The 21,518-nt window shown below is 63.7% G+C and carries 20 protein-coding genes; 14 read left to right on the forward strand and 6 right to left on the reverse strand.

All coding sequences use genetic code 11. The features are described 5' to 3' along the window. The first annotated feature begins 970 nt into the window (after positions 1 to 970). The 13 genes from GXY35_08215 (at position 971) to GXY35_08275 (ending at position 13,185) form a co-directional block, all read left to right on the forward strand. On the forward strand, positions 971 to 1,675 hold the full coding sequence (locus GXY35_08215) for an aspartate/glutamate racemase family protein (protein NLW94559.1): 705 nt from the start codon (positions 971 to 973) through the stop codon (positions 1,673 to 1,675). Positions 1,676 to 1,966: 291 nt separating this feature from the next. Further along, complete coding sequence (locus GXY35_08220; GenBank protein NLW94560.1) at positions 1,967 to 2,650, forward strand: GAF domain-containing protein; 684 nt, start codon at positions 1,967 to 1,969, stop codon at positions 2,648 to 2,650. A gap of 129 nt (positions 2,651 to 2,779) precedes the next feature. Beyond that, a complete protein-coding gene (locus GXY35_08225) occupies positions 2,780 to 3,550 on the forward strand; it encodes a class I SAM-dependent methyltransferase (protein ID NLW94561.1) in 771 nt (256 codons plus the stop codon). A gap of 16 nt (positions 3,551 to 3,566) precedes the next feature. Next, entirely contained in the window at positions 3,567 to 4,316 is a 750-nt protein-coding gene (locus tag GXY35_08230) for a class I SAM-dependent methyltransferase (GenBank protein NLW94562.1), read from the forward strand. Between the two features lie 148 nt (positions 4,317 to 4,464). Further along, a complete protein-coding gene (locus GXY35_08235; protein ID NLW94563.1) occupies positions 4,465 to 5,229 on the forward strand; it encodes a class I SAM-dependent methyltransferase in 765 nt (254 codons plus the stop codon). 350 nt (positions 5,230 to 5,579) lie between these two features. Then, complete coding sequence (locus GXY35_08240; protein NLW94564.1) at positions 5,580 to 6,839, forward strand: MBL fold metallo-hydrolase; 1,260 nt, start codon at positions 5,580 to 5,582, stop codon at positions 6,837 to 6,839. Between the two features lie 314 nt (positions 6,840 to 7,153). After that, positions 7,154 to 8,338, forward strand: a complete 1,185-nt coding sequence (locus GXY35_08245; protein NLW94565.1) for an L-lactate dehydrogenase — start codon at positions 7,154 to 7,156, stop codon at positions 8,336 to 8,338. 11 nt (positions 8,339 to 8,349) lie between these two features. Further along, positions 8,350 to 9,042 carry a class I SAM-dependent methyltransferase gene (locus GXY35_08250; GenBank protein NLW94566.1) on the forward strand — a complete coding sequence of 231 codons (693 nt, stop codon included), beginning with the start codon at positions 8,350 to 8,352 and terminating at the stop codon, positions 9,040 to 9,042. 78 nt (positions 9,043 to 9,120) lie between these two features. After that, positions 9,121 to 9,483, forward strand: coding sequence for a hypothetical protein (locus GXY35_08255; protein ID NLW94567.1), 363 nt, complete (start codon positions 9,121 to 9,123; stop codon positions 9,481 to 9,483). Between the two features lie 78 nt (positions 9,484 to 9,561). Further along, complete coding sequence (locus tag GXY35_08260) at positions 9,562 to 10,158, forward strand: SagB/ThcOx family dehydrogenase (protein ID NLW94568.1); 597 nt, start codon at positions 9,562 to 9,564, stop codon at positions 10,156 to 10,158. Positions 10,159 to 10,348: 190 nt separating this feature from the next. Continuing rightward, positions 10,349 to 11,353 carry a multidrug DMT transporter permease gene (locus GXY35_08265; protein ID NLW94569.1) on the forward strand — a complete coding sequence of 335 codons (1,005 nt, stop codon included), beginning with the start codon at positions 10,349 to 10,351 and terminating at the stop codon, positions 11,351 to 11,353. A gap of 40 nt (positions 11,354 to 11,393) precedes the next feature. Further along, on the forward strand, positions 11,394 to 12,314 hold the full coding sequence (gene rbsK / locus GXY35_08270; protein ID NLW94570.1) for a ribokinase: 921 nt from the start codon (positions 11,394 to 11,396) through the stop codon (positions 12,312 to 12,314). Positions 12,315 to 12,396: 82 nt separating this feature from the next. Then, positions 12,397 to 13,185: a class I SAM-dependent methyltransferase gene (locus tag GXY35_08275; GenBank protein ID NLW94571.1), complete on the forward strand. Its 789-nt coding sequence runs from the start codon at positions 12,397 to 12,399 to the stop codon at positions 13,183 to 13,185. A gap of 371 nt (positions 13,186 to 13,556) precedes the next feature. Here GXY35_08275 and rplC read toward each other — a convergent pair whose 3' ends face one another. Beyond that, positions 13,557 to 14,210: a 50S ribosomal protein L3 gene (gene rplC, locus GXY35_08280; protein NLW94572.1), complete on the reverse strand. Its 654-nt coding sequence runs from the start codon at positions 14,208 to 14,210 to the stop codon at positions 13,557 to 13,559. 70 nt (positions 14,211 to 14,280) lie between these two features. Continuing rightward, positions 14,281 to 14,781: a hypothetical protein gene (locus tag GXY35_08285; protein ID NLW94573.1), complete on the reverse strand. Its 501-nt coding sequence runs from the start codon at positions 14,779 to 14,781 to the stop codon at positions 14,281 to 14,283. An 86-nt stretch (positions 14,782 to 14,867) separates the two neighbouring features. Here GXY35_08285 and GXY35_08290 point away from each other — a divergent pair, with 86 nt between their 5' ends. Next, a complete protein-coding gene (locus GXY35_08290; protein ID NLW94574.1) occupies positions 14,868 to 15,767 on the forward strand; it encodes a tetratricopeptide repeat protein in 900 nt (299 codons plus the stop codon). Between the two features lie 90 nt (positions 15,768 to 15,857). Here GXY35_08290 and GXY35_08295 read toward each other — a convergent pair whose 3' ends face one another. The 4 genes from GXY35_08295 to GXY35_08310 form a co-directional block, all read right to left on the reverse strand. After that, positions 15,858 to 17,171: an aspartate aminotransferase family protein gene (locus GXY35_08295; GenBank protein ID NLW94575.1), complete on the reverse strand. Its 1,314-nt coding sequence runs from the start codon at positions 17,169 to 17,171 to the stop codon at positions 15,858 to 15,860. Positions 17,172 to 17,315: 144 nt separating this feature from the next. Next, positions 17,316 to 18,716 carry a dihydropyrimidinase gene (gene hydA, locus GXY35_08300; GenBank protein NLW94576.1) on the reverse strand — a complete coding sequence of 467 codons (1,401 nt, stop codon included), beginning with the start codon at positions 18,714 to 18,716 and terminating at the stop codon, positions 17,316 to 17,318. A 64-nt stretch (positions 18,717 to 18,780) separates the two neighbouring features. Further along, the gene (gene preA / locus GXY35_08305; protein NLW94577.1) at positions 18,781 to 20,019 is read right to left on the reverse strand and encodes an NAD-dependent dihydropyrimidine dehydrogenase subunit PreA; all 1,239 of its coding nucleotides are present in this window, start codon (positions 20,017 to 20,019) and stop codon (positions 18,781 to 18,783) included. An 84-nt stretch (positions 20,020 to 20,103) separates the two neighbouring features. Then, positions 20,104 to 21,438, reverse strand: a complete 1,335-nt coding sequence (locus GXY35_08310) for an FAD-dependent oxidoreductase (GenBank protein NLW94578.1) — start codon at positions 21,436 to 21,438, stop codon at positions 20,104 to 20,106. Positions 21,439 to 21,518: the final 80 nt, after the last annotated feature.

A 21,518-nucleotide genomic window follows, 5' to 3' on the forward strand; every position in this document is an offset into this window, starting at 1 on the left:
AACGGCGCTGCGGATTGCCATCCGCCTGTTCTCGGGCGCTTCGCGCCCTCGAACAAGCGGCTGCAGCGGACGGCCGCTGCGGCGGGCAAGCCCGCCTCCGCGTCCGCCGCTGATCCGCAGCGCCGTTAGACCTAATATAATAATGAACGGTTATAAAAGAACATACTTGGTCAGTTGTTTGGCTATCTCAGTGCCGTGCGTTTTCTTTATTCTTTTGGGCATTGATAAGATCAGCCTGTGGCAAGTGGCATTTTTGGGGATAGTCTTAGGCCTGTGGTGGATTTCTTTCATACTACTTCATAGAAATATGGCACGCTCATTCCTGATCTCCTGCTTGGTGGCAAATCTGTTCTGGTGGCCGCTGCTTATTCAAACTATCAGGCGCGTTCAGCATATAATATCGACTGGCAGTTTAGAAGGCCCGGGAGGGCAGGTTCCCCGGTTGCATTCCTTCTCAACATGACTATCGAGCAATGGTTTTTCATCCCAGCTTCTATCGTGCTGGTACGAGGCATAATAGAACTAAAGAGGTCTAACAAGTCGCTCAATCCGATCCCGCTGCTGCGAGACGGGTGAGCTTCACGTTCGAAATCGATGAATGAAGGATCAGTGGAACTGACTGACTGAATGATGAGCATAGGATTCTGACTCCTGTAAACAAGACGAGACGCAGGATTCTGACTGAAAAAGAAAATGGTCGTCGTGGGCAAAAGTAAAGTACAGGAAAGCAGCACAACATGTTCGAACCAGGCGCTGCTCGCGCACGCGAGCCCCGGGAGGGCTCGCGCCGGAGAGCGCTAACGTTAGGCGGGGAGGAATGAATCCAAAGGTAATGAGTAGGTGCTTTTGTATTGTTCTTCTGGTGGTGTGTATTGTCAGCGGATGCGCTATGCCTCATGTGCCGAATCTGCAGAAAGACAATGACGGCAAACAAGATCTCTCGGGTGAAACGGCTTCAAAAAAGCATCCGATCAAAACAATAGGCATCATAGGCGGGATTAGTTGGGCGTCATCCATAGAATACTACCGCCTCATGAACGAAATCGTCCGTGATAGGTTGGGTGGTGTGAACTCCGCTCAGATCCTGATGTTCTCCATTGAGTTCGGTGAATTTTCCAAACAGGAACGAATGGCTGACAAAGGTGACTGGACATTGATGACCAAGACCATACTTGATGCTGCGCAACGACTGAAACGAGGTGACGCGGACTTCATTGTAATTGCTTCCAATACACTCAATTCACTTGCAGGCCTCATTGAACAAGAAGTGGGGCTTCCCGTTCTCCATATCGCCGATGCCACAGGGAAAGCGGTCTTCCAAACAGGATTGCACACTGTCGCATTGCTGGGAACGAAATACACTATGGAGCAGCCTTTTTATCTGGAGCGTCTCAATAAATACGGGCTCAAGGTTGTCATACCCAACGAAAAAGAGCGGGATTACATTAATACTGTGATTTTCGATGAACTGTGCGCCAATAGGATAAGGAAGGAATCCAGAGATGCATTTAAGAAGATCATTGATCGTCTCCAAAAAGAGGAGGGTGCGGAAGGCGTTATTTTAGGCTGCACGGAGATTCCATTACTTATTAAGCAGGAGGATGTTTCTATTCCGGTCTTCGATACCACAGCACTACATTCAGCGGCCGCAGTTGAATATTCATTGAGTAGGTAATAGCAGGTTTGTAGAATTAGATGGCGCTGAGAAAAAGAGCATAAACCTTGCCCAATAATTTGATCCAGCCGAATCGTTACACTCGCGGCTGATCATTGTGTTCGCGGGACGCTGCGCATCCCGCGAACGGCGCCGCGGAGTGCCATCCGCCTGTTCTCGGGCGCTTCGCCTCCTCGAACTAGCGGATGCAGCGGACGGTCCGCTGCGCCGGGCGAGCCCGCCTCCGCGTCCGCCGCTGATCCGCAGCGCCGTTATGCTGATTGCTGACAAACCTAGCATTAAGGGGGAGATATGGACATCATGAACGCAAATCCTTTCGATCCTAAAACGCTTACCGAAGACGTTCTGAAGGAATGGCAAAACATGCTCAATGATACGGCTAAGATTATTGGTGTTCCTGCAGGGCTGATTACTCGTGTTGACGATAAGGAAATAGAGATCATTCTTTCCAGCGAGACTGATGGCAATCCTTATCCCGCAGCATTCAGATCACACTACCCTGATTCCGGATGGTACTGCGAGCATACCCTGAAGAGCAAAGGGCTTAATCTTATTCCCAATGCATTACAGGATTCTCGGTGGAAGGATAACGCCGCTGCTGTCGACCTGCATATGCTCTCTTATCTTGGGATGCCCATAAACCTTCCCGATGGAAAACAATTCGGGACGGTATGCTTCATAGACAACAAGCAGAATGCGCATAATGACTTGCACATCAGACTGGTCGAGCAGATTAAGAGAATGATCGAATTGTCTCTTTGCATCATTTTAGCCCAAGGGGAGATAGACCGCCGGGACCGCTTGCTTGATGATTTGAGCAAGATTTATCCGATATGCAGCTATTGCAAGAAAATCAGGGAAGAAACAGGCAAGTGGGTCCCGGTGGAGCAGTATATCAATAGTCTCTCTGGCGCCATGCCTTCGCATGGAATCTGCCCGGATTGCTACAAAAGGGAGATGGATAATTTGGCATAACCAGTCACGTGTGCGGACGCCTCAATCGGCGCCGCGCAGTGCAAGTAATCGGGGGGCAAGCCTCTCGACTATTGACTTTAAGTTTCGTCGAACAGGGCGATCACGATCGAGAGGCATACAGGAGCGCCCATGAACGAGCGCGATTCGCGTTTCCGGGAGATATTCCTTGAGCTGTTCGACGGCTTGCCCAGGCAGGGGCCGGGCAACCGTGATTGCGCCGCGAGAGCGCTCCGTCTCTGCGCGGGACTTCCCCGCACACCCATGATTGTCGATCTGGGATGCGGAGTGGGCGCACAAACGCTGCATCTCGCCGAACTGACAGCCGGTTCCATCGTGGCTGTCGATAGCCGTCTCCCCAGTATCGAGCGGCTGAAGAAGACACTCTCTGCGCGGGGTCTTTCGCAACGAGTCCATGCGCAGGTTGGCGACATAACACATCTGGAACTGCCGCCGGAAAGCTACGACCTGGTCTGGTCGGAAGGCGCGCTCTATAACATCGGAATCGGGAACGCCCTGCGCATCTGCCATGGGTTGCTGCGCCCCGGCGGCTTTCTTGCTTTCACCGACGCGGTCTGGCTGAAGGAGGATCCGCCACCGGAGGTGAAGGCGTGCTTCGAACAGGAATATCCGGCCATGGGCACGGCGGCCGACGTGGTGACAGCCATCCGGCTTGGCGGCTTTGAGTTTCTCGGCGGCTTCACGCTGCCGTATGAGGCCTGGTGGGACGACTTTTACTCGCCCATGGAACAGCGAATCATGGAGTTGCGTCGCAAGTACGGCAACGATGCCGAGGCGCTTGCGATGCTCGATGAACTCGCGCGTGAGCCGGAAATGCACCGTAACCATTCGGACTGCTACGGCTATGAGTTCTTTGTCGCGCGGCGGCCTGCCACAACGTGAGGAGATCAAACAGGGAGTGGATGCTACCTGCCGCCTCTACACTGATTTGGCGTGGCTCTGGCCGATGTGGGGCGATGCCGCCACTGAATACGCGCACTACTGTCGGCACGTCACCGGCCTGATTCGTCAATATGCCATGCGCCCGGCAACCACACTGCTGAACATAGGGTGCGGGGGAGGGAAGAACGCCCTGAACCTGAAGCGGGAGTACAACGTCACCGGCCTGGATGCAAGTTCCGCTATGCTCAAGCAGGCGCAAGCACTGAACCCGGACTGCACATTTGTCCAGGGCGACATACGGACGTTCAGACTCGGCCGGACCTTCGACGCCGTGCTGATGGACGACTCGATCTCGCACATGAATTGCCGGGCCGACTTCGTGGCGGCGTTCCGGACCGCGTATGTTCACCTGAATCCCGGCGGCGTCATGGTCGCCACTCCGGACGTGACGACCGAGACATTCCGGCAGAACAAGACGATCGTTACCCCCGCCGTACCCGGCGTAGCACCGGCCGGTATTGAACTCCTCTTTGTCGAGAATATGTATGACCCCGATCCTGCGGACGAGCAGTATGAAACGACGATCCTGTACTTGATCCGCTACCACGGACGCCTTCGGATTGAGACGGACCATTGGAGGATGGGCCTCTTCTCTCTCGACACATGGCGCCGTGTCCTGCGCGATACGGGTTTCGAACTGCATGAGGGGCGGTACACCGCCGGCGAGGATGCGTACACGGTCTTCGCCTGCGTAAAAACCGGATGAAGGCCGAACCTCCCGGACTCGGGGGCAGACCTTTATTCTTTACTACGAACAGGGCGGCTGCAGCGGACGCCCGTTTCGTCAGCCGCTGAGCCGCAGCGCCGTGAGGCGGTGACTGAATCCATTCGCATCCGAAAGGAGACTTTCTGCAGTGGACATCCCACGGATCTTCAACATCACCGAAAGCGCTCATCGGATCCATAACCCGTTTACGCCCGAAAAGCTCGCCGCACTCGGCGCGGCGCTGCGCCTGAAAACGGGGATCCGGGTGCTTGACCTCGGCAGCGGTTCGGGGGAGATGCTGTGCACCTGGGCGCGCGACTATGGAATCATCGGCACCGGCATCGACATGAGCCGGTTGTTCACCGAGCACGCGAAACTCCGCGCTGAAGAACTCGGTGTCGCCGATCGAGTCACGTTCATCCATGGCGATGCCGCCGGCTATGTCTCGGACGAAAAGGTCGATCTGGCGGCCTGCGTGGGCGCTACCTGGATCGGCGGGGGTGTCGCCGGGACGATTGAACTTCTGGCGAAGAGCCTCCGCCCCGGAGGGATCATCCTCATCGGCGAGCCCTACTGGCGGCAGATGCCGCCGACGGAGGATGTTGCCAGGGGGTGTCTTGCCAAGGAAATCTCCGACTTTCTCCTGCTTCCAGAACTCCTTGCGTCTTTCGGCCGCCTCGGCTACGACGTCGTGGAAATGGTCTTGGCGGACCAAGACAGCTGGGACAGGTACGAGGCGGCCAAGTGGCTCACCATGCGCCGATGGCTTGAAGCCAATCCCGATGATGAGCTGGCCCAAGAGGTGCGATCCAAATTGGCCTCGGAACCCGCGCGCCACGCCGCGTACACGCGTGAATACCTGGGCTGGGGCGTGTTCGCGCTGATGCCGCGGATCTGCCTCAAGCAGGCCTGACAACTGATTCAAGCCGACGCCGCTTCGCAGTCATCAACTTTAGCAGCGGGGCCAGCCCTCGACTGTTGACAGAGAATAGGCCGGCCCCGCTTCTCATATCGATAATCCCTTGCAATCCCTGTTTTACACAATCCTTGTATTATCCTTGTATTATCCTTTCTGCCCTCCCGGATTTGATGTTAGCATTGCCCGCGGCACAAGGCCGAGAGCGATGGCGTTCCTGCGATGAAGCATAGCCACCCGCATCATCTTGTAAAGATCGAGTCAGTCAACAGTCGAGGACGGACCCCGAACCTGCCCGAAGGAGGAGTTTCCCCAGGCTTGCAATCCTGTTGTGAAAGGAGAATCTCATGTCTAAAAAGAGGACAGACAAGGTGCTGATGTCACGGCGTTCGTTCCTCAAGGGAGCCGGGACACTGGCAATGACTCCGCTCTTGATGAACCTCGAGAGGAACTCGTCCTTGGCTGCCTCTCTCGTTCCGAAGAAGAGGCCAACCAAGAGGAACTATCGCACCAAGCTTGTCTTGTTGGGCACGACCGGCGGCATGACGTGGTGGCCCGGATCGAACCGCGCCAGCGCCTCGCAGGCATTGGTCGTCGGCGATGCGATGTACATCATCGACCTGGGATTCGGTTCCACCCAACGGCTCGCGGAAGCGTTCAACCATGCGGACTTCGTCACTATCGACGGCGAGAAGACACAGCTTGACCTATCCGCCTTTCTTAAGGGTGTCCGGGCGGTCTTTCTCACGCATCTGCATATGGACCATATGGGGGACTATCCGACCTTCCTGATGATCGGCGCCAGGGCGGGTTTCGGCGTCCCGAATCGGCTGCAGATCATCGGCCCCGGGGATCGCGGACGGCTGGAAGTGAACAAGACCGGATACACCGGCACGATCATCAAAACGGAATGCGGCGGTCCCACGCCGGTCACCGCCACGCCGGGCACCAAACAGATGACGAATCTGTTGCTGCAGGCGTTCGCCCAGAATATCAACGATTGCACGTTGGACGCCGGATACCCCGATATCTCCAGCATCATCGACGTCAAGGAGATAGGCGATCCCCAAACAATACCCTGGCCGGCGGGTTTTACCCCTCCGGATCCGTCCATACCCTGGTCGAGGAAGGAGACCTGCCCGGCCATGAGTCCGTTCGAGATTTACAGGGACGAACTGGTCCGGGTCTCGACCATTCTGGTGGATCATCACCAGGTCTATCCGGCCTTCGCCTTCCGATTCGACACCGACGACGGATCGCTGGTTATTTCAGGCGACACGGGCCCGGATACCAGTGGAAACCTTCAAAAACTCGCCAGGGGCGCGGACGTCCTTGTCCACGAGGTCATTGACGATGTGTGGATCGACGCGGCCTTCAAAGGGGTGAAGGAGGGCGATCCCGCCTGGCCTCTCTACTACCATGCCATCACCGCCCACACGACCATCCGGGAAGTCGGGAAGGTTGCACAACAGTGCCAGGTCAAGACGCTTGTGCTCAGCCACATCGGCCCGGGGAATGCCCCGCTCTCACGCCTGAAAAGGGCGCAGCGGAACTTTTCCGGGAAACTCATCATCGGCGAGGACCTGATGGAGATCGGCCTGGGGTAGGGTCCAGGGGCGCTCTCACGAACGATCCTTCAGGCAACTTCCATGGGAGCCCGAAGACCTGCGTCCCGCAGCATACAACGCCCAAAGGGACGAACCGCACCACCATATCGACCAGGTGGAACACGCGTGTGCCCGCCGGCGTGGAAGTTATTGATATCGCCGCCGTGTACGTTCCCTCGCAAACGCGGTATCGTCGCGTCGCCCGGCTTCGCGGGACGCTGCGCGTCCCCGGGGCGGGAATAGAGCTGACTCCGGCGCGTTTGAAGAGGCGCGGAGAGATGACGACCGGGGAGGAAACCGCGCTTCGGTTGCGTATGGGGGGGAGGGCGCTCGGAGAGGTCGGCGGCGCCCGGGCGGCGTGGGCGGAGCCGCGCCGAGGAACAATCAGGTGCGGCTGCGACAGCAGGTGGGGTACAATCGGGGATTGGGAGAGCGGGCGGACAAGATCGGCCGCATCGCCTTCGGCGTATGGCGAAGACCCGATACGGCCATCTGCTGACCCCGGCGAGCCCGATGCGCCGTCCGGCAAGGAGGATTCAGTGACGCCCCGGAACCATAGGAAGATCGCCGTCGTCGGCGCGGGCACCGTGGGATCGACCTACGCCTACTCCCTCGCCCAGAGCGGGCTGCCCGACGAGATCGTGCTCATCGACAAGAACGAGGATCTCGCGCGCGGGCAGGCGCTGGATCTCGCCCACGGGCAGCCGTTTTTCCCCCCCGTGGCCATCCGCCATGGCGACGCCGCGGACTACCGGGACGCCCAACTGATCGTGATCACGGCGGGTGCGGCGCAGCGGCCCGGCGAGTCGCGCCTGCAGCTTTTTCAGAAGAACGCCGCCATCGTGCGGAGCGTGGTCGAGGAGATCGTCGGGCAGGGCTCGCAGGGGATGATGCTCGTCGTGACGAACCCGGTGGATCTGATGACCCATGTCGCCCTGCGGCATGCGGAGGGCGAACGAAACCGGGTCTTCGGATCGGGCACGGTTCTGGACAGCGCGCGCCTCCGGCACCTGCTGAGCGCCTACTGCGAGGTCGACGTGCACAACGTCCATGCGTACGTTCTGGGCGAGCACGGCGATTCCGAATTCGTGGCCTGGTCCATGGCGCATGTCGCCGGCATGCCGGTCGACGAGTTCTGTTCGCACTGCGGACAGGGCGAAGACTGGAAGACGCAACGCGACACGATCGAGCAGCAGGTCAGGGACTCCGCCTACCATATCATCGGCTACAAGGGGGCCACCTGCTTCGCGGTCGGTTTGGCGCTGGTCCGCATAACCGGAGCGATCCTGCGCGGGGAGAAAAGCGTGCTGACGGTATCGACGATGGTCGAGGGGGAGTTCGGCCTTCGGGATGTCTGCCTCAGCGTCCCGTGCATCGTGTCGCGGCGCGGCGTCGAGAGGATCATCGTGAGCACCCTGCCGGACCGCGAGATGGCGGCCCTCTCCGCCTCCGCCGGGGTCTTGAAGAAGGCCGTCGCACAGCTCGGAGTCGATGCGTGAAGAAACCGGCGATGCCGGCCCCTCGGCCGGGGCGTGATGACGGACACGCGGCGGGGAGACGCGGCGGCCGGGGCAAACCGCGAAACGCGGTCCAGGCCGAGATCGCGGACCGCGGGGGGCGTGCCGCGCGTCCGCATCGCCACCGGGGGAGGTCATCGGAGCGTCTCATGGACAAGGGGGCTATCCTCGGTGCGCTGCGGATAGGGGAGGGGTGGAGGGTCCTCGATGCGGGCTGCGGGAACGGCTATATGTCGAAGGAGTTCTCGAAACGAGTCGGCAGCACGGGGATCGTCTACGCGTTCGACACCGACGAGCGCAGTATCGCCGCGCTCCGCGCCGAAACCTCGGGAACGAACATCGTGGCGATGGCAGGGGATATCACGGGCGACACCGGTCTCCCGGCAGGCGTATTTGACCTCATCTATCTGTCGGCCGTGCTCCATGGCTTCCCGCCGGAGCGGTTCTCGGGATTCCAGGCAGAGGTCGGACGTCTCCTTGCGCCCGGGGGCAGGCTGGCCGTCGTTGAGATCGTGAAACGCGAAACGCCCTTCGGCCCGCCGATGGGGATACGCGTGTCGCCTGAGGAACTGAAGGCCGCCATCCGGATGACCGCCGGGGCGACCGTCGACGTCGGCGACTACTTCTACCTGCAGCTGTTCGAGAACAGACCCAACCGCCCGCACGACGCAGACGGGAATGGCTGAGACGCGTTTTGCGCCGGGCGCGTCGTTTGCACCGCGGATTCCCGTGCGGGGCGGGACGGTCGCGGAGAGGATGCGGGGATGACCACGGGAGCGATGTGGGGATGGATAGGCGGCATCGCCGGCGGCATGCTCGGCCTCGCGGGCGGCGTCGTGGGAACCTACCTCAGCATCCGGAACACGAACGGGCCGCGCGAGCGTGCATTCATGATCAGGTCGGCCGCGGTCTGTTGGGCGGCTTTCCTGCTTTTCTTCGGACTGCTCATGGCATTGCCGGATCCGTATCGCTGGCTTCTCTGGATACCGTACGGCGTGCTGCTGCCCCTCGGCATCCTCCACGGCAATCGACGGCAGCAGGCCATCCGGCGCGAGGAGTCGCGGGACCGGGCTCCGCACCCCGGTGCCGTCGCCGCGCCGCGGATGCAGCGTCCGCGTTCCGGGTAGGGGAGGGCGCCGGGCCGGCGTAGATCGGCACCTGCGCCCTGCCGTCCCTGTGCAGCGATACAAAGGAGGCACGAGACGATGAAACGCACCGTCAGATTGCCGGCGCCGCAGAAGGATCTCGACTATCGCCTGATGGAGGCGCTGGAGAAGAGGCGCTCCACAAGGAGCTGGAAGGATGCCCCCCTCGACGCGCAGGAGCTGTCGAATCTTCTCTGGGCGGCGTGCGGGATCAGCAAGAAGGCGTACGGCAATGTGAAGAGCAAAAGGACGGCCCCCTCCGCCTGCAATTCGCAGGAGATCAGGGTGTATCTGCTCACGGCCGACGGCGCATTCCTGTACGACGAGGAGCGGCACTGCCTGGTCGAGATCCTCCGGAAGGATATTCGAACCCACATCGGCACCCAGAAAATGGTGAAATCCGCGCCGATGGGACTTGTCTTCGTGGCCGATCTGTCGCGCATGAAGAGCCCGTTTGTGAGGAGCAAGGAGGCGCAGCGCTTCTGTGCGTGGGTCGACACCGGGTATATCAGCCAGAACGTGTACCTGTATTGCGCCGCCGCGGGCCTGGGAACGGTGGTCTTGGCCATGGTGGACAGGGACACCCTGCACGCGCTGCTGGGGTTGCGGGAGCACGAGAAGGTGGTGTTGACGCAGGCGGTGGGGCGCCTGCCGTAGGTTGCCCCCGGCGCGCGGGCGCCGGCCTCGCCGAGGGGGGGAGGAAAGGGGACGGTATGCCGTGCCGGAGACGCAGCTGCGGCATGCGCGTCTCCAGGGGGGGGCGCATCGCGGCGGGGGGGAGGGCGTGGCGGCGGCAGGGTAACAATCCGAACGGGACATCGCGGACCGACCCGCGGAGGAGAGGCATATGGTCATCGTCGATTCGTATCCCGTGGCTGTGGCGATGTGCATCATCACGATGCTCTGCTGGGGGTCCTGGGCCAATACCCAGAAACTGACCGGCAAGGAGTGGCGGTTTCAGTTGTTCTACTGGGACTATTCCCTTGGCGTCCTCCTGCTTGCGCTGGTTTTTGCCTTCACGATGGGAAGCATAGGAGCGGAAGGGAGGGGATTCATCGAGGATCTCGGGCAGGCCGGCCGGAGTATGCTCCTGGCGGCGTTTTTCGGGGGGGTCGTCTTCAACTTCGCGAACATCCTCCTGGTCGCGGCCATCGACATTGCCGGGATGGCGGTCGCTTTTCCGGTGGGGGTCGGCATCGCCTTGAGCCAGGGGGTGTTCATCAACTATATCGCCAAGCCGGAAGGCAATCCGGCGATACTCTTCATCGGGGTCGCGCTGGTCGTCGCCGCCATCGTCATCGATGCTGTCGCGTACCGGCGGATGCAGTCCGGGGCTCGGCGGGGCACCGCCAAGGGGCTGGCGCTGTCCGTGATCGCCGGGATCTCGATGGGATTCTTCTATCGTTTCGTGGCCGATTCGATGGCGACCGATCCGGTCAACCCCGAGGCCGGATTCCTGACGCCGTATACGGCGATGGCGGTCTTCGCCGCGGGGCTGCTCTTGTCCAACATAGTCTTCATCACGGCGATCATGCTGAAGCCGATCAGCGGCGGGCCGGTGGCCCCCCGGGACTATCTCCTGAAAGGAACCCCGCGACTGCACCTGATCGGCATCCTCGGCGGCGCGATCTGGGGCTTGGGGATGCTGTTCAGCATCATCGCCGCGGGTGCGGCGGGCCCCGCCATCTCCTATGGGCTGGGGCAGGGGGCCACGATGGTCGCCGCCTTCTGGGGCGTGTGCATATGGAAGGAGTTCAAGGGCGCCCCCGCCGGGACGAACCGGCTCGTCGCCGCGATGTTCCTCTTCTTCATCCTTGGCCTGGGGTGTATCATCGCCGCGAGGGTGATCTAGCCGGCGCTGAGGGGCATGCGCCAAGACCGATGGCGGGGTGATGATGAAGATCGTCGTCGTGGGAAGCTCCAACACGGATATGATCGTCGCGGTGCCCCGGATCCCCAAACCGGGCGAAACGATACTCGGGGGGAGATTCTCCACCGCGGCGGGCGGGAAGGGGGCAAACCAGGCCGTTGCCGCCGCGCGCGCGGGCGGCGAGGTCGCGCTGATCGCCCGCGTGGGCAACGATCTCTTCGGCGCGCAGGCGCTCTCGGGGTTCAAGGCGGACGGCATCGATGCAACCCATGTGACGACCGACCCGGATCAGCCCTCCGGCGTGGCGTTGATCCTCCTGGCCCGAGGCGGCGAGAACAGCATCGCCGTGGCGCCGGGGGCGAACGCCGCGCTCTCCCCACGGGACGTGGAGAAAGCCGAAGCGCTCATACGGTCCGCGGATATACTGCTGATGCAGCTGGAGACGCCCGTTGAAACGATTGTCCGGGCCGCGGGGATCGCCGCGGAGGCGGGGGGCACGGTCATACTGAACCCGGCGCCGGCCTGCCCGTTGGATGACGCGGTGTTGGGCGCCGTGACCATCCTCACCCCCAATGAATCCGAGGCGGAACTGCTGACGGGTATTCCCGTTCGGGACGCATCGGGCGCGGGACGGGCGGTACGCGCCCTCCGGGGGAGGGGGGTGAAGACCGTCATTGTCACCATGGGGAGCAAGGGGGCGCTCCTGGAGACAGGGGAGGCGTCAGAGGTCCTTCCCGCCTTCTCCGTGGACGCCGTCGACGCCACCGCCGCGGGCGACGTTTTCAACGGCGCGCTCGCCGTGGCCGTCGCGGAGGGGAAGCCGCTACGGGAGGCGGTGCGGTTCGCCAACGCCGCTGCGGCGCTGTCGGTGACCCGGCTGGGCGCGCAGCCGTCGATACCCGCGCGCGACGAGATCGATCGCATGCTGCTTCGGGGCGATTGACCGCGCGGCTGACCGAACCGCCCGCACGCGCCTCCGGCGGCGCGATGATGAGCGGGGGGCACTCAACGAGGGGATGAGTCCAATGGTTTCACTGTCGGGAATGAAAAGCGCATTGCAGCGATACGGCGTTCAGGGCGCTCTTGCCGGCGCACTGCGCCGTGCGGCGGATCTCCTAACCCGAAATCAGATGGAGAACAGTCCGGAGACGCAGCGCCCCAATGACTTTCTTGCGTGGGTCCGCTTCGCCGTTCCAGGGATGCTCCGGCCGGGCAATATCGACGCAATGGACTACGCGATTGCGCATATGCCGCCCGGCGGGCCGATAGTCGAGATCGGCTCATTCTGCGGGCTTTCCACCGTCGTCTTGTCGTACCTTCTCGAGAAGCACTCGAGAACAACCCCGATCTTCTCCTGCGACAAATGGGAGTTCGAGGGGCAGCAGCTTGGGGCGCCCCTTGGGGACTCGACGTCCGTCACGCACGACGTGTATCAGGTGTACGTGAAGGAGACGTTTCTTCGCACCATGCACACCTTTGCGTCGAGCAGACTGCCGTATACCATCAACTGTTTTTCGGATGAGTTCTTCCTGCGCTGGTTTGCACGCGAAATGGTTGTCGATGTATTCGGTCGTTCCGTCACACTCGGGGGGGAGATCAGCTTCAGCTACATCGATGGGAACCATACCTACGCATTCGCTAAAAGGGATTTCGAGAATACGGATCGGGTACTGGTTTCCGGCGGCTTTATCCTGTTCGATGACTCCTCCGACGACAGCACATGGGAGGTGAATCGATTGACCCGTGAAATCGCCGCGGGGCAACGGTACGAACTGATCTCGAAGACCCCCAACTATCTGTTCCGGAAGAGGTGACGCAGGAATCGACGGCGTAGCACGCGTGCGTTACCGGGGGGGCGTTTTCGTTCCGTGTCGCTTTCGACGGATCCCCTGTCCCCGCCGTCGATCGATTCCGGGTGCGGCGTGGAGGGCGCCCCGGGTGCGCCCCTTTCGAGAGAGGAGAAACAAAATGCCGGCGGGAGGAACATCGCCTCCGCCGGCATCGATTCGGTGCAGCGAGAACAGGCGCGCTCAGTAGACGCGCTTCTTCTCCTTCTTCTCGCGGCGCTTCTCCTTGAGGGACTTCTGAGCCTTCTTCTTCTCTTCGTGTTTCGTCTTGTCCATCGAGCCCATCGTCGACCTCCTTGTGCGTGAGCCCCGCACGCCGCCCGCGGCCGGTCCGGCCGCTACTTCTTCGCCGCCGCCTTCGGCTTCTTCTTGACCGCCTTCCTGATCACGATGTAGCCGCCGTTCGCCCCGGGTACCGCGCCGCCGATGAGGAGCAGGTTCTTGTCCTCGAGGACCTTGACCACCTTCAGATTCTGGACGGTGGCGCGCGCATTGCCGAGCTGGCCGGCCATCTTCAGCCCCTTGAAGACCCTGCCGGGGAACGAGTGCTGGCCGATCGACCCGCTGTGCCTGAAATATTCGTGCGTGCCGTGCGAGGCGGGGGAGCCGCCGAAATGGTGGCGCTTGATGACGCCTGCGTATCCTTTACCCTTCGAGACGCCGCAGACGTCCACGAATTCCCCTTCCTGGAAGACGGAGGCGCCGAGGACCTGGCCGGCGGCGTAGTTCTTCGCCTCGTCTCCCGAAAGGCGCACCTCCCTGAGAAACTTGAACGGCGGGGTGCCGGCCTTCGCGAAGTGTCCCTGGAGCGGCTTGGTGAAGGATTTCGCCTTCCCCTCGTCGAAACCGAGCTGCAGCGCCTGATACGAGCCGGCGCCGTTTTTGATCTGGACGACCGTGCAGGGGCCCGCCTGCACGACGGTGACCTGCACCGCCTTCCCGTCGTCGGTGAATATCTGGGTCATCCCAAGCTTCTTGCCCAGGAGCCCCATGGTGAAATTTTTCATCGTCCCTTCCTTGTAACGAGGAGCGCCATTATATACGAACGCAGGGCCGCTGCAACTACAATTTTGCCGCCGGCGCGGCTGCCGCCGCGGGGGCGGGCGAAGGAGAGGCGGGCGGGGTATCGAGCGTTTTCAGGGAGCCGGCGCCCGCGGCGTCGAGGAACGCCTCCATCGCGTTGGACTTGTCGGGGTGCTGGAGGATCACCCTTGCCTTGTCGTCTCCGAAATGGTTCCGCATCTTCTGGAGGAGGGCAAGGAGCGTGTCCTCGAACCCCTGGCGCGACGAGCCGAACGCCGTGTCGCCGTCGGGGGAGAGGATGAGGATGAGGTAACGGTCCGAGGCCTGGTCTTCCCTGTCGGTGACGACGAACGACTTCGCGTAGTGCCGATCCTGCCGCCGGTCGACGAGGAAACGGGCCGCGGACTCGGCCAGCTCCATCCCCGCCGCGGAATCCGAGAAGCAGACGATTTCTCCGACGGCGGACCCCTTGTCGGGAACCGCGCCCGCTCCCGGGACGGCGAGCGCCGCGCACAGCATCACGCCCTTCAGGATACGCATTGCAGGAACGCCCGTGCACTTCCACGAGCGAATCTATGGTACCATACCATGCACCGGAGTCAAGCGGGGAACCTCCTTCCTCGACCATGCACGCGCCCATTGCTGTCGCGATCCTCACGGTGGCCTGCTCCGCTCCCGGCGCACCGCCGGGGCAGGAACGGAACGGCCCGCCCGCCGGGCTCCCAGGGGCGGCGTCCTCCCTTGCGGAGGAGGCCGAGACGCTCGCCGCCGCCGAGGCGCTTGCCAGGGAGGAGGCGGCCACCCGAAGCAGGGAAGAGGCGGGGAACGGGGGGGAGCCGTCGGGCTGGTTTTCGTTGCGCCGCCTCTTCGGGGCGCGGCCGCACCCCGGCCTGAAAACGGAACCGCTGCGTCCCGCGCCCGTTCCGGTGTCGATACGCGAAACCGTATCCGTTCCGCGCGCCGCCCCGCTGCCCCTCCCCGCGTCCGCCGAGCCCGGCGCGGATGAGCGGCAAGAGGGAGTCACGGGGATGCTTCTCGGCGACGCGCGGGCGCTCGCCGAGCACGGGGACGGCGACGGGGCGATCGCGGTGCTCACCGCCCTCCTGAAACGCGCCCCCGAATCCTTCGAGGCGTGGCGCCTGCGCGGGGGGCTGCTGCTCGCGAAGGGGGACTATCGGCGGGCGGTCGGCGATTACCGCAGGGCCATTGCGGCCGGGGGCGGGGACATCGATTCCCGGTATGGCCTCGGGACGGCGCTGGAGAAATGGGCCGAGACGCTCGATGCGGAGGGGGCGGGGGAGGCGGCGGCGGAACGGTACCGCGCCGCGGCCGCCGAGTACAAGGCGGTGCTCTGGAAGCGTCCCGACTACCTCCCCGCATGCTACAGTCTCGGCTGCGTCTGCGCGCGGTTGCACAACAGGGACGACGCGGCCCATTACTTCAGGAAGACGCTGGAACAGGCGGAGGACGATTCGGAACTCGCGCGGCGCGCCCGGTACAACATGAAGCTGTTGGGGGAGTACTGACGGCGCACCCGGCCGAGAAAGGTTCCCGGCGCCGGGGGGCCCGCGCGCCCCGCCCGGCATGCAGGCGCGCCCGGGGACGCTCCCGCGGGATCAGCCCTCCTTCTCGATGATTCCCAGCCCCTCGTCGAGGGTGCGGATGATGAACTCCGCATCCCCCTTGTCGATGCACATCGGCGGCTTGATGCGCACGACGTTCCCCGCCATCGCCCCCTTGCCGATGAGAAGCCCACGGTCCTTGCACAGATCCATCAGGCGGAGCGTCTCCTTCGCGGCGGGTTCCTTGGTCGCGCGGTCGCGCACGAGCTCGATCCCGAGCATCAGCCCCATCCCGCGCACCTCGCCGATGAGGCGATGCTTCTCCTGGAGGCCTTTGAACCCGTCGAGGAGCAGATCCCCCATCGCCTTGGCGTTGCGGGGGTAACGGTGCTTTTCGATGGCCTCGAGCACCGCGAACCCCTGCGTCATCGACACCGGGTTCCCGCCGTAGGTGTTGAAGTGCACCTTCCCCCGCATCGACTCGGCGATCGGGCGCGTCGTGGTCACGGCGCCGAGCGGCACGCCGTTCCCGATCCCCTTCGCCATCGTGATGATGTCGGGCACGCAGCCCCACTGCTCGATCCCCCAGAACCTGTCGCCGGTGCGCCCGAAGCCGGTCTGGACCTCGTCGGAGATGCAGAGGCCCCCGTAGTTCCGGACGATCCGGTAGGCGATCTCGAAATACTCCTTCGGGGGGCATACCACGCCGCCGAACCCCTGTATCGGTTCGGCGATGAACGCCGCGATGCGGCCCGAGGTGGAGTATTTGACGATCTCCTCGATCTGCCGCGCGCAGGCGAGATCGCAGGCCGGATAGGAGAGGGAGTAGGGGCACCGGTAGCAGTAGCCGGCGGGGGCGTGAGAGACGCCGAAGACGTAGGGGAGGCTGTGGCGCCACGCCGACTGGCCGGTGAGGCTCATCGCCATCAGGGTGCGGCCGTGGAACGAGTGGCGCAGGGCGATGAACTCCTGCTGCTTCGTGAAGTTCTTCGCCAAAAGCGCCGAGAGCTCGGTCGCCTCGCACCCGCTGTTGGTGAAGAAGCTCACCTTCAGCTCCCCCGGCATCGTCTCCGCGAGCTTCTTCGCGTAGACGGCGATTGCGGGGTGGTAGTAGAGTGTGGTCATGTGCTGGAGCGTCCGCACCTGCTCCACCACCGTGGGGATGACGTCCGGGTGGCAGTGCCCGACGCTGATGGTGACGACGGCCCCGAATCCGTCCAGGTACCGCCGCCCCGCGGCGTCGTAGACGTACTGCATCTCGCCCCGGACGATCTCGAGCGGGGTGCTGAAGTAGCTCATCGTGCTCGGGAGGAGGTACTCCTCCCGCATCTTCTTGATCTCCTCGACCGTGTAGTTCCGGCTCTGCATCGTGCTCTCCCTTTCGGTATCGTCGCCGCCGCGTTGCCCGGCGCACGGGTGCGCAGTCGATCTCCCTACCGGGGGGAAGCGTACCATAGTCGGGGCGGCCGGGGCAATCAGGCGTGTGACATCAGACGTGTGGCTGTGCGGGCGCTAGCGTTTCACCGTCCCCTCGACCCCCCCCCAGGGAAGGCGTTTGACGAAACGCCCCCATCCCTTCTCGCCCGTGAACCTGCCGTGGCGGGCGACGAGCCGACCGCGGCTGAAGGTCATCGCCGGGTACCCGGTGAGGGTCCAACCGTTGAACGGGGACCAGTCGCAGTTGGACTGCAGCCGGCGCGGCGCGATGGTGAACCTCTTCTTCGGGTCGAAGATCACCACGTCCGCGTCGGCGCCGATGGCGAGCGTCCCCTTGCGGGGGTAGAGCCCGTGGATGCGGGCGGGGTTGGCGCTCACCAGCTGCACGAGGCGGTTCAGGGAGAATCGCCCCTTCGCCGCACCGAACGCGTGCATCAGCGGGAGCATCGTCTCCACGCCCGGCATCCCGAAGGGGATCTTGGCGAAGTCGCCGCCCCAGGCCGCCTTCTGCCGTTTCGTGAAGGTGCAGGTGTCGGACGCGATGAGCGAGATCTCCCCGTTGGCGAGGCCCCGCCAGAGGCGCTCCGAATCGGCGGCGGTCTTGACCTGGGGGCAGGTGGCGAACAGGTGTCCGTCCTTCCGGCTGAAGACCGACTCGTCGAGGAGGAGGTAGTGCGGGCAGGTCTCCGCGTAGATCTGGACGCCGCGCTCCTGGGCGGACTTGACGATGTCGACGGAGGCGCCGGCCGAGACGTGGACGATGTAGACGCGCCCCTTCGCGGCCTCCGCCCACGTGGCGGCCCGCTGGACCGCCTCGCTCTCGACGAACGCCGGACGGGAGAGGGCGTGCCCGCGCGCGCCCAGTCTCCTGCGCGCCGCGCGATACCGGCGCACGAGGCCGTCGAGGACGAAGACGCTCTCGGCGTGGAGCTCGATCATCGCGCCGATCCGCGCGGTCTTCTCGAGGGCGCTGTAGAGCGTGTAGTCGTCGGCCATCCAGCCCTGGTCCTTGTAGATCATGAACATCTTCACGGTGGGGATCCCGGCGTCCACGAGGCGGGCGAGGTCCCTGCCGGACCCGTCCTTCCAGTCGGTGATGCCGGCGTGGAGGGAGTAGTCCACGCAGACGTTTCCGTCCGCCTCCCGGCGGCGGTTCGCGACCGCCTCCATCACGGGGTGGCCCTTCGTCTGGATCGCGTAGTCGATGACGGTGGTGACGCCCCCGCAGGCGGCGGCCTTCGTGCCGTTCTCGAAGTCGTCGGAAGAGACCGTGCCGCAGAACGGGAGCTGGAAGTGGACGTGCGCGTCGATCGCCCCGGGCATGACGTAGGCGCCGCGGGCGTCCACCACCTCGGCCTTCTTGCGGGGGGTGAGGCGGTCGCCGACCGCGACGATCCTTCCCCGTTCCATCACGAGGTCCGCCTCAACGCGGTCGGATTCGGTGACCAGCGTCCCGCCCTTGATGATGGTGCACATAGGAGCCCCTCCAGCTGTGCGCGCTACGCTGCAAGAGGATCGAGACGAGTCGACCGCGTAGCGCTCAGTGCTTCTTCAGCGGCACCGTCGACCGCTTCATCGTGATGCAGTCGTCGACGGGGCAGACGTGCGCGCAGAGGCTGCAACCGGTGCAGCGCTCCTCGTGTACCGTCGGCTGGCGCTTCTTCGCGTCCCAGTCGATCGCCTGGTACGCCGAGTCGCGGCAGGCGACGTGGCAGAGCCCGCAGCCGATGCACGACTCGTCGTCGATGCTCGACACCACGCGGTGGTCGCGGCTCAACGCCTCGTGCATCGTGATCTTCTGCGCGGCCAGCCCGACCATCTTCTCGATCGAGGAGAAGCGCCGGTCCTCCATGTAGTTGGCGAGCCCCTCGCAGAGGTCGTCGATGATCCGGTACCCCCAGTGCATCACCGCGGTGCAGACCTGGACGGTGGTGGCGCCGAGGAGGATGAACTCCGCCGCGTCGCGCCAGGTCCCGACCCCGCCGATCCCCGAGACGGGGCAGCTGGTGGACTTGAAGATCTCGCAGACCGCCCGCAGGGCGATCGGCTTCATCCCCGGCCCCGAGCAGCCGCCGTAGGTGCTGCGCCCGTTGACCGAGGGGAGCGGGTCGAGCGTGTCGAGATCGACGCCGAGCAGCCCCGCGACGGTGTTGATCGCGGAGATCGCGTCCGCGCCGCCCGCCTGCGCGGCCTTCGCCGTCATCTTGATGTCGGTGATGTTCGGGGTGAGCTTGATGATGACGGGGATCCGGGAGATGTCCTTGACCCACTGGGTGATGTGCTTGGTGATCTCCGGGTCCTGGCTGCAGATGCTTCCCATCCCGCGCTCGGGCATCCCGTGCGGGCAGCCGAGGTTGCACTCGATCATGTCGGCGCCGCTGCCCTGCACGCGACGGGTGAGCTCCTGCCAGTCCTTCTTGGCGGGGCCCGCGGCCATGATGCTGGCGATGACGACACGGTCGGGGTAGCGCTTCTTCATCTGGCCGATCTCCTTCAGCCAGATCTTGATGCCGCGGTCGCTCACGAGCTCGATGTTCTGGACGACCGCCATCCGGTTCCTGCCGTAGTTGAGCGAGGCGAGCCGCGGGGCGACGTTCAGCACCGGTTCCCCCTCGGGGACCAGCGTCTTGATGATGGCGCCCCCCCACCCGGCGTCGAAGGCGCGCATGATCATCTCGCCGGTGGTGGTGGGCGGCGCGGAGGCGAGTATGAACGGGTTCTTGAACTTCACGCCGCAGAAGTCGACCTTGAGAAGCGAATGCTCCGTTTCGGTTGCCATCTAATTCCTCCCTATCTCCGGCGCCGGTCGCCGAACGATCCATCGGCGCCGTCTGCGTGGCGCCCGATCGTTGCGCCGTCCCGCCTAGCGTTTCCTCAGGTACCGGTCGATCGCCTCCGCGGCCGCCTTGCCGGCGGCCACGGCCTCGACGGCGGTGGCGCCTCCGTTCACCGCGTCGCCCCCGGCGAAGACGCCGGGGATGCTGGTGAGGCCGTTCGCCTTCGTCTTGATGCGGCCGCGCGCGTCGGTCTTGAGGCCGAACGCCTTATGGAGCGCCGCGTCCGGGTCCTGGCCGAGCGCCTGGACGACGGTGTCCGCCTTCACGATGAACTCGGAACCGGGGATCGGGACGGGGCGCGGGCGCCCGGACTCGTCTTTGGGGCCCAGCTTCATCTTGATGCACTCCACCGCCTCGACCCGCTTCTTCCCGAGGACCTTCTTCGGGGCGGTCAGGAACATGAACTCGGTCCCCTCGCGGAAGGTCATCGCGACCTCGGCCTCCCATGCGGGCATCTCCGCCATCCCGCGGCGGTAGATGACGAGGACGCGCGCGGCGCCGAGACGGAGCGCGGAGCCGGCGCAATCCATCGCGGTGTTGCCCGCGCCGAAGATGGCGACCGTCTCGCCGACCCGCGGCTTCTTCGGGCCGAACTTGGCGGCGGCGATGAAGTCGAGGGCGTCCCAGACGCCGTCCAGCTTCGTCTGCTCGAGGTTCTGCCAGCGGGATTTCCAAGCCCCGGTGCCGATGAAGACCGCGGCGAAGCCCGACGCCTTCAAGGCGGCGAGGCCGGCGATCTTCTTCCCGGTGACGATGTTGACACCCGACTTCCGGATCGCCTCGATCTCCGCGTCGACGATCCGCTGGTCGAGCCGGTACGAGGGGATGCCGTAGGTGAGCATCCCCCCCGCCTTGCGGTTCTGCTCGAAGACGGTGACGTGGTGGCCGCGCTTGGCGCACTCGATGGCGCAGGTGAGCCCGGCCGGTCCGGCGCCGACGCAGGCGACCTTCTTCGCCCCCTTGCGGGGCTCGACCGCGAACGGGCGTATGCCGCCCACGAGATCGAGATCCGCGACGTAGCGCTGCAGCGTGGCGATGTCGAGGGGGGAGGTGGCGAACTGGTTGCGGCAGGCGCCGATGCAGAACTCGTCGGCGGGGCAGATGCGCCCGCAGACGCTGGCGAACGGGTTCGCCTCCCTGATGATGCGGATGGCGCTCTTGAGGTCGCCCACGTGGATCCGCCGGATGAATGCGCTCACGTCCACGCCGCTCGGGCAGCCGCTGCTGCACGGCGCCTCGAGGCAGTAGTTGCAGCGGACGGCCTCCTTGCGGGCGAGGTTGTGCGGGACCGGTTTGAGGATCTCCTGAAAATCCCGGGTGCGTTCCTTGACGGGCCGCTCAGTCGAACGCGTCACGCTCATGGCTGCCTCCTCGATGAGGGGGGTTGAAGAGACGACAGTATAGCATCATGCGGCGGGGAGGCGCCAGAGCTTTATGGGTT

Source organism: Chlamydiota bacterium (assembly GCA_012729785.1).
In the GTDB taxonomy this organism is placed as follows: domain Bacteria; phylum Auribacterota; class Tritonobacteria; order UBA1439; family UBA1439; genus UBA1439.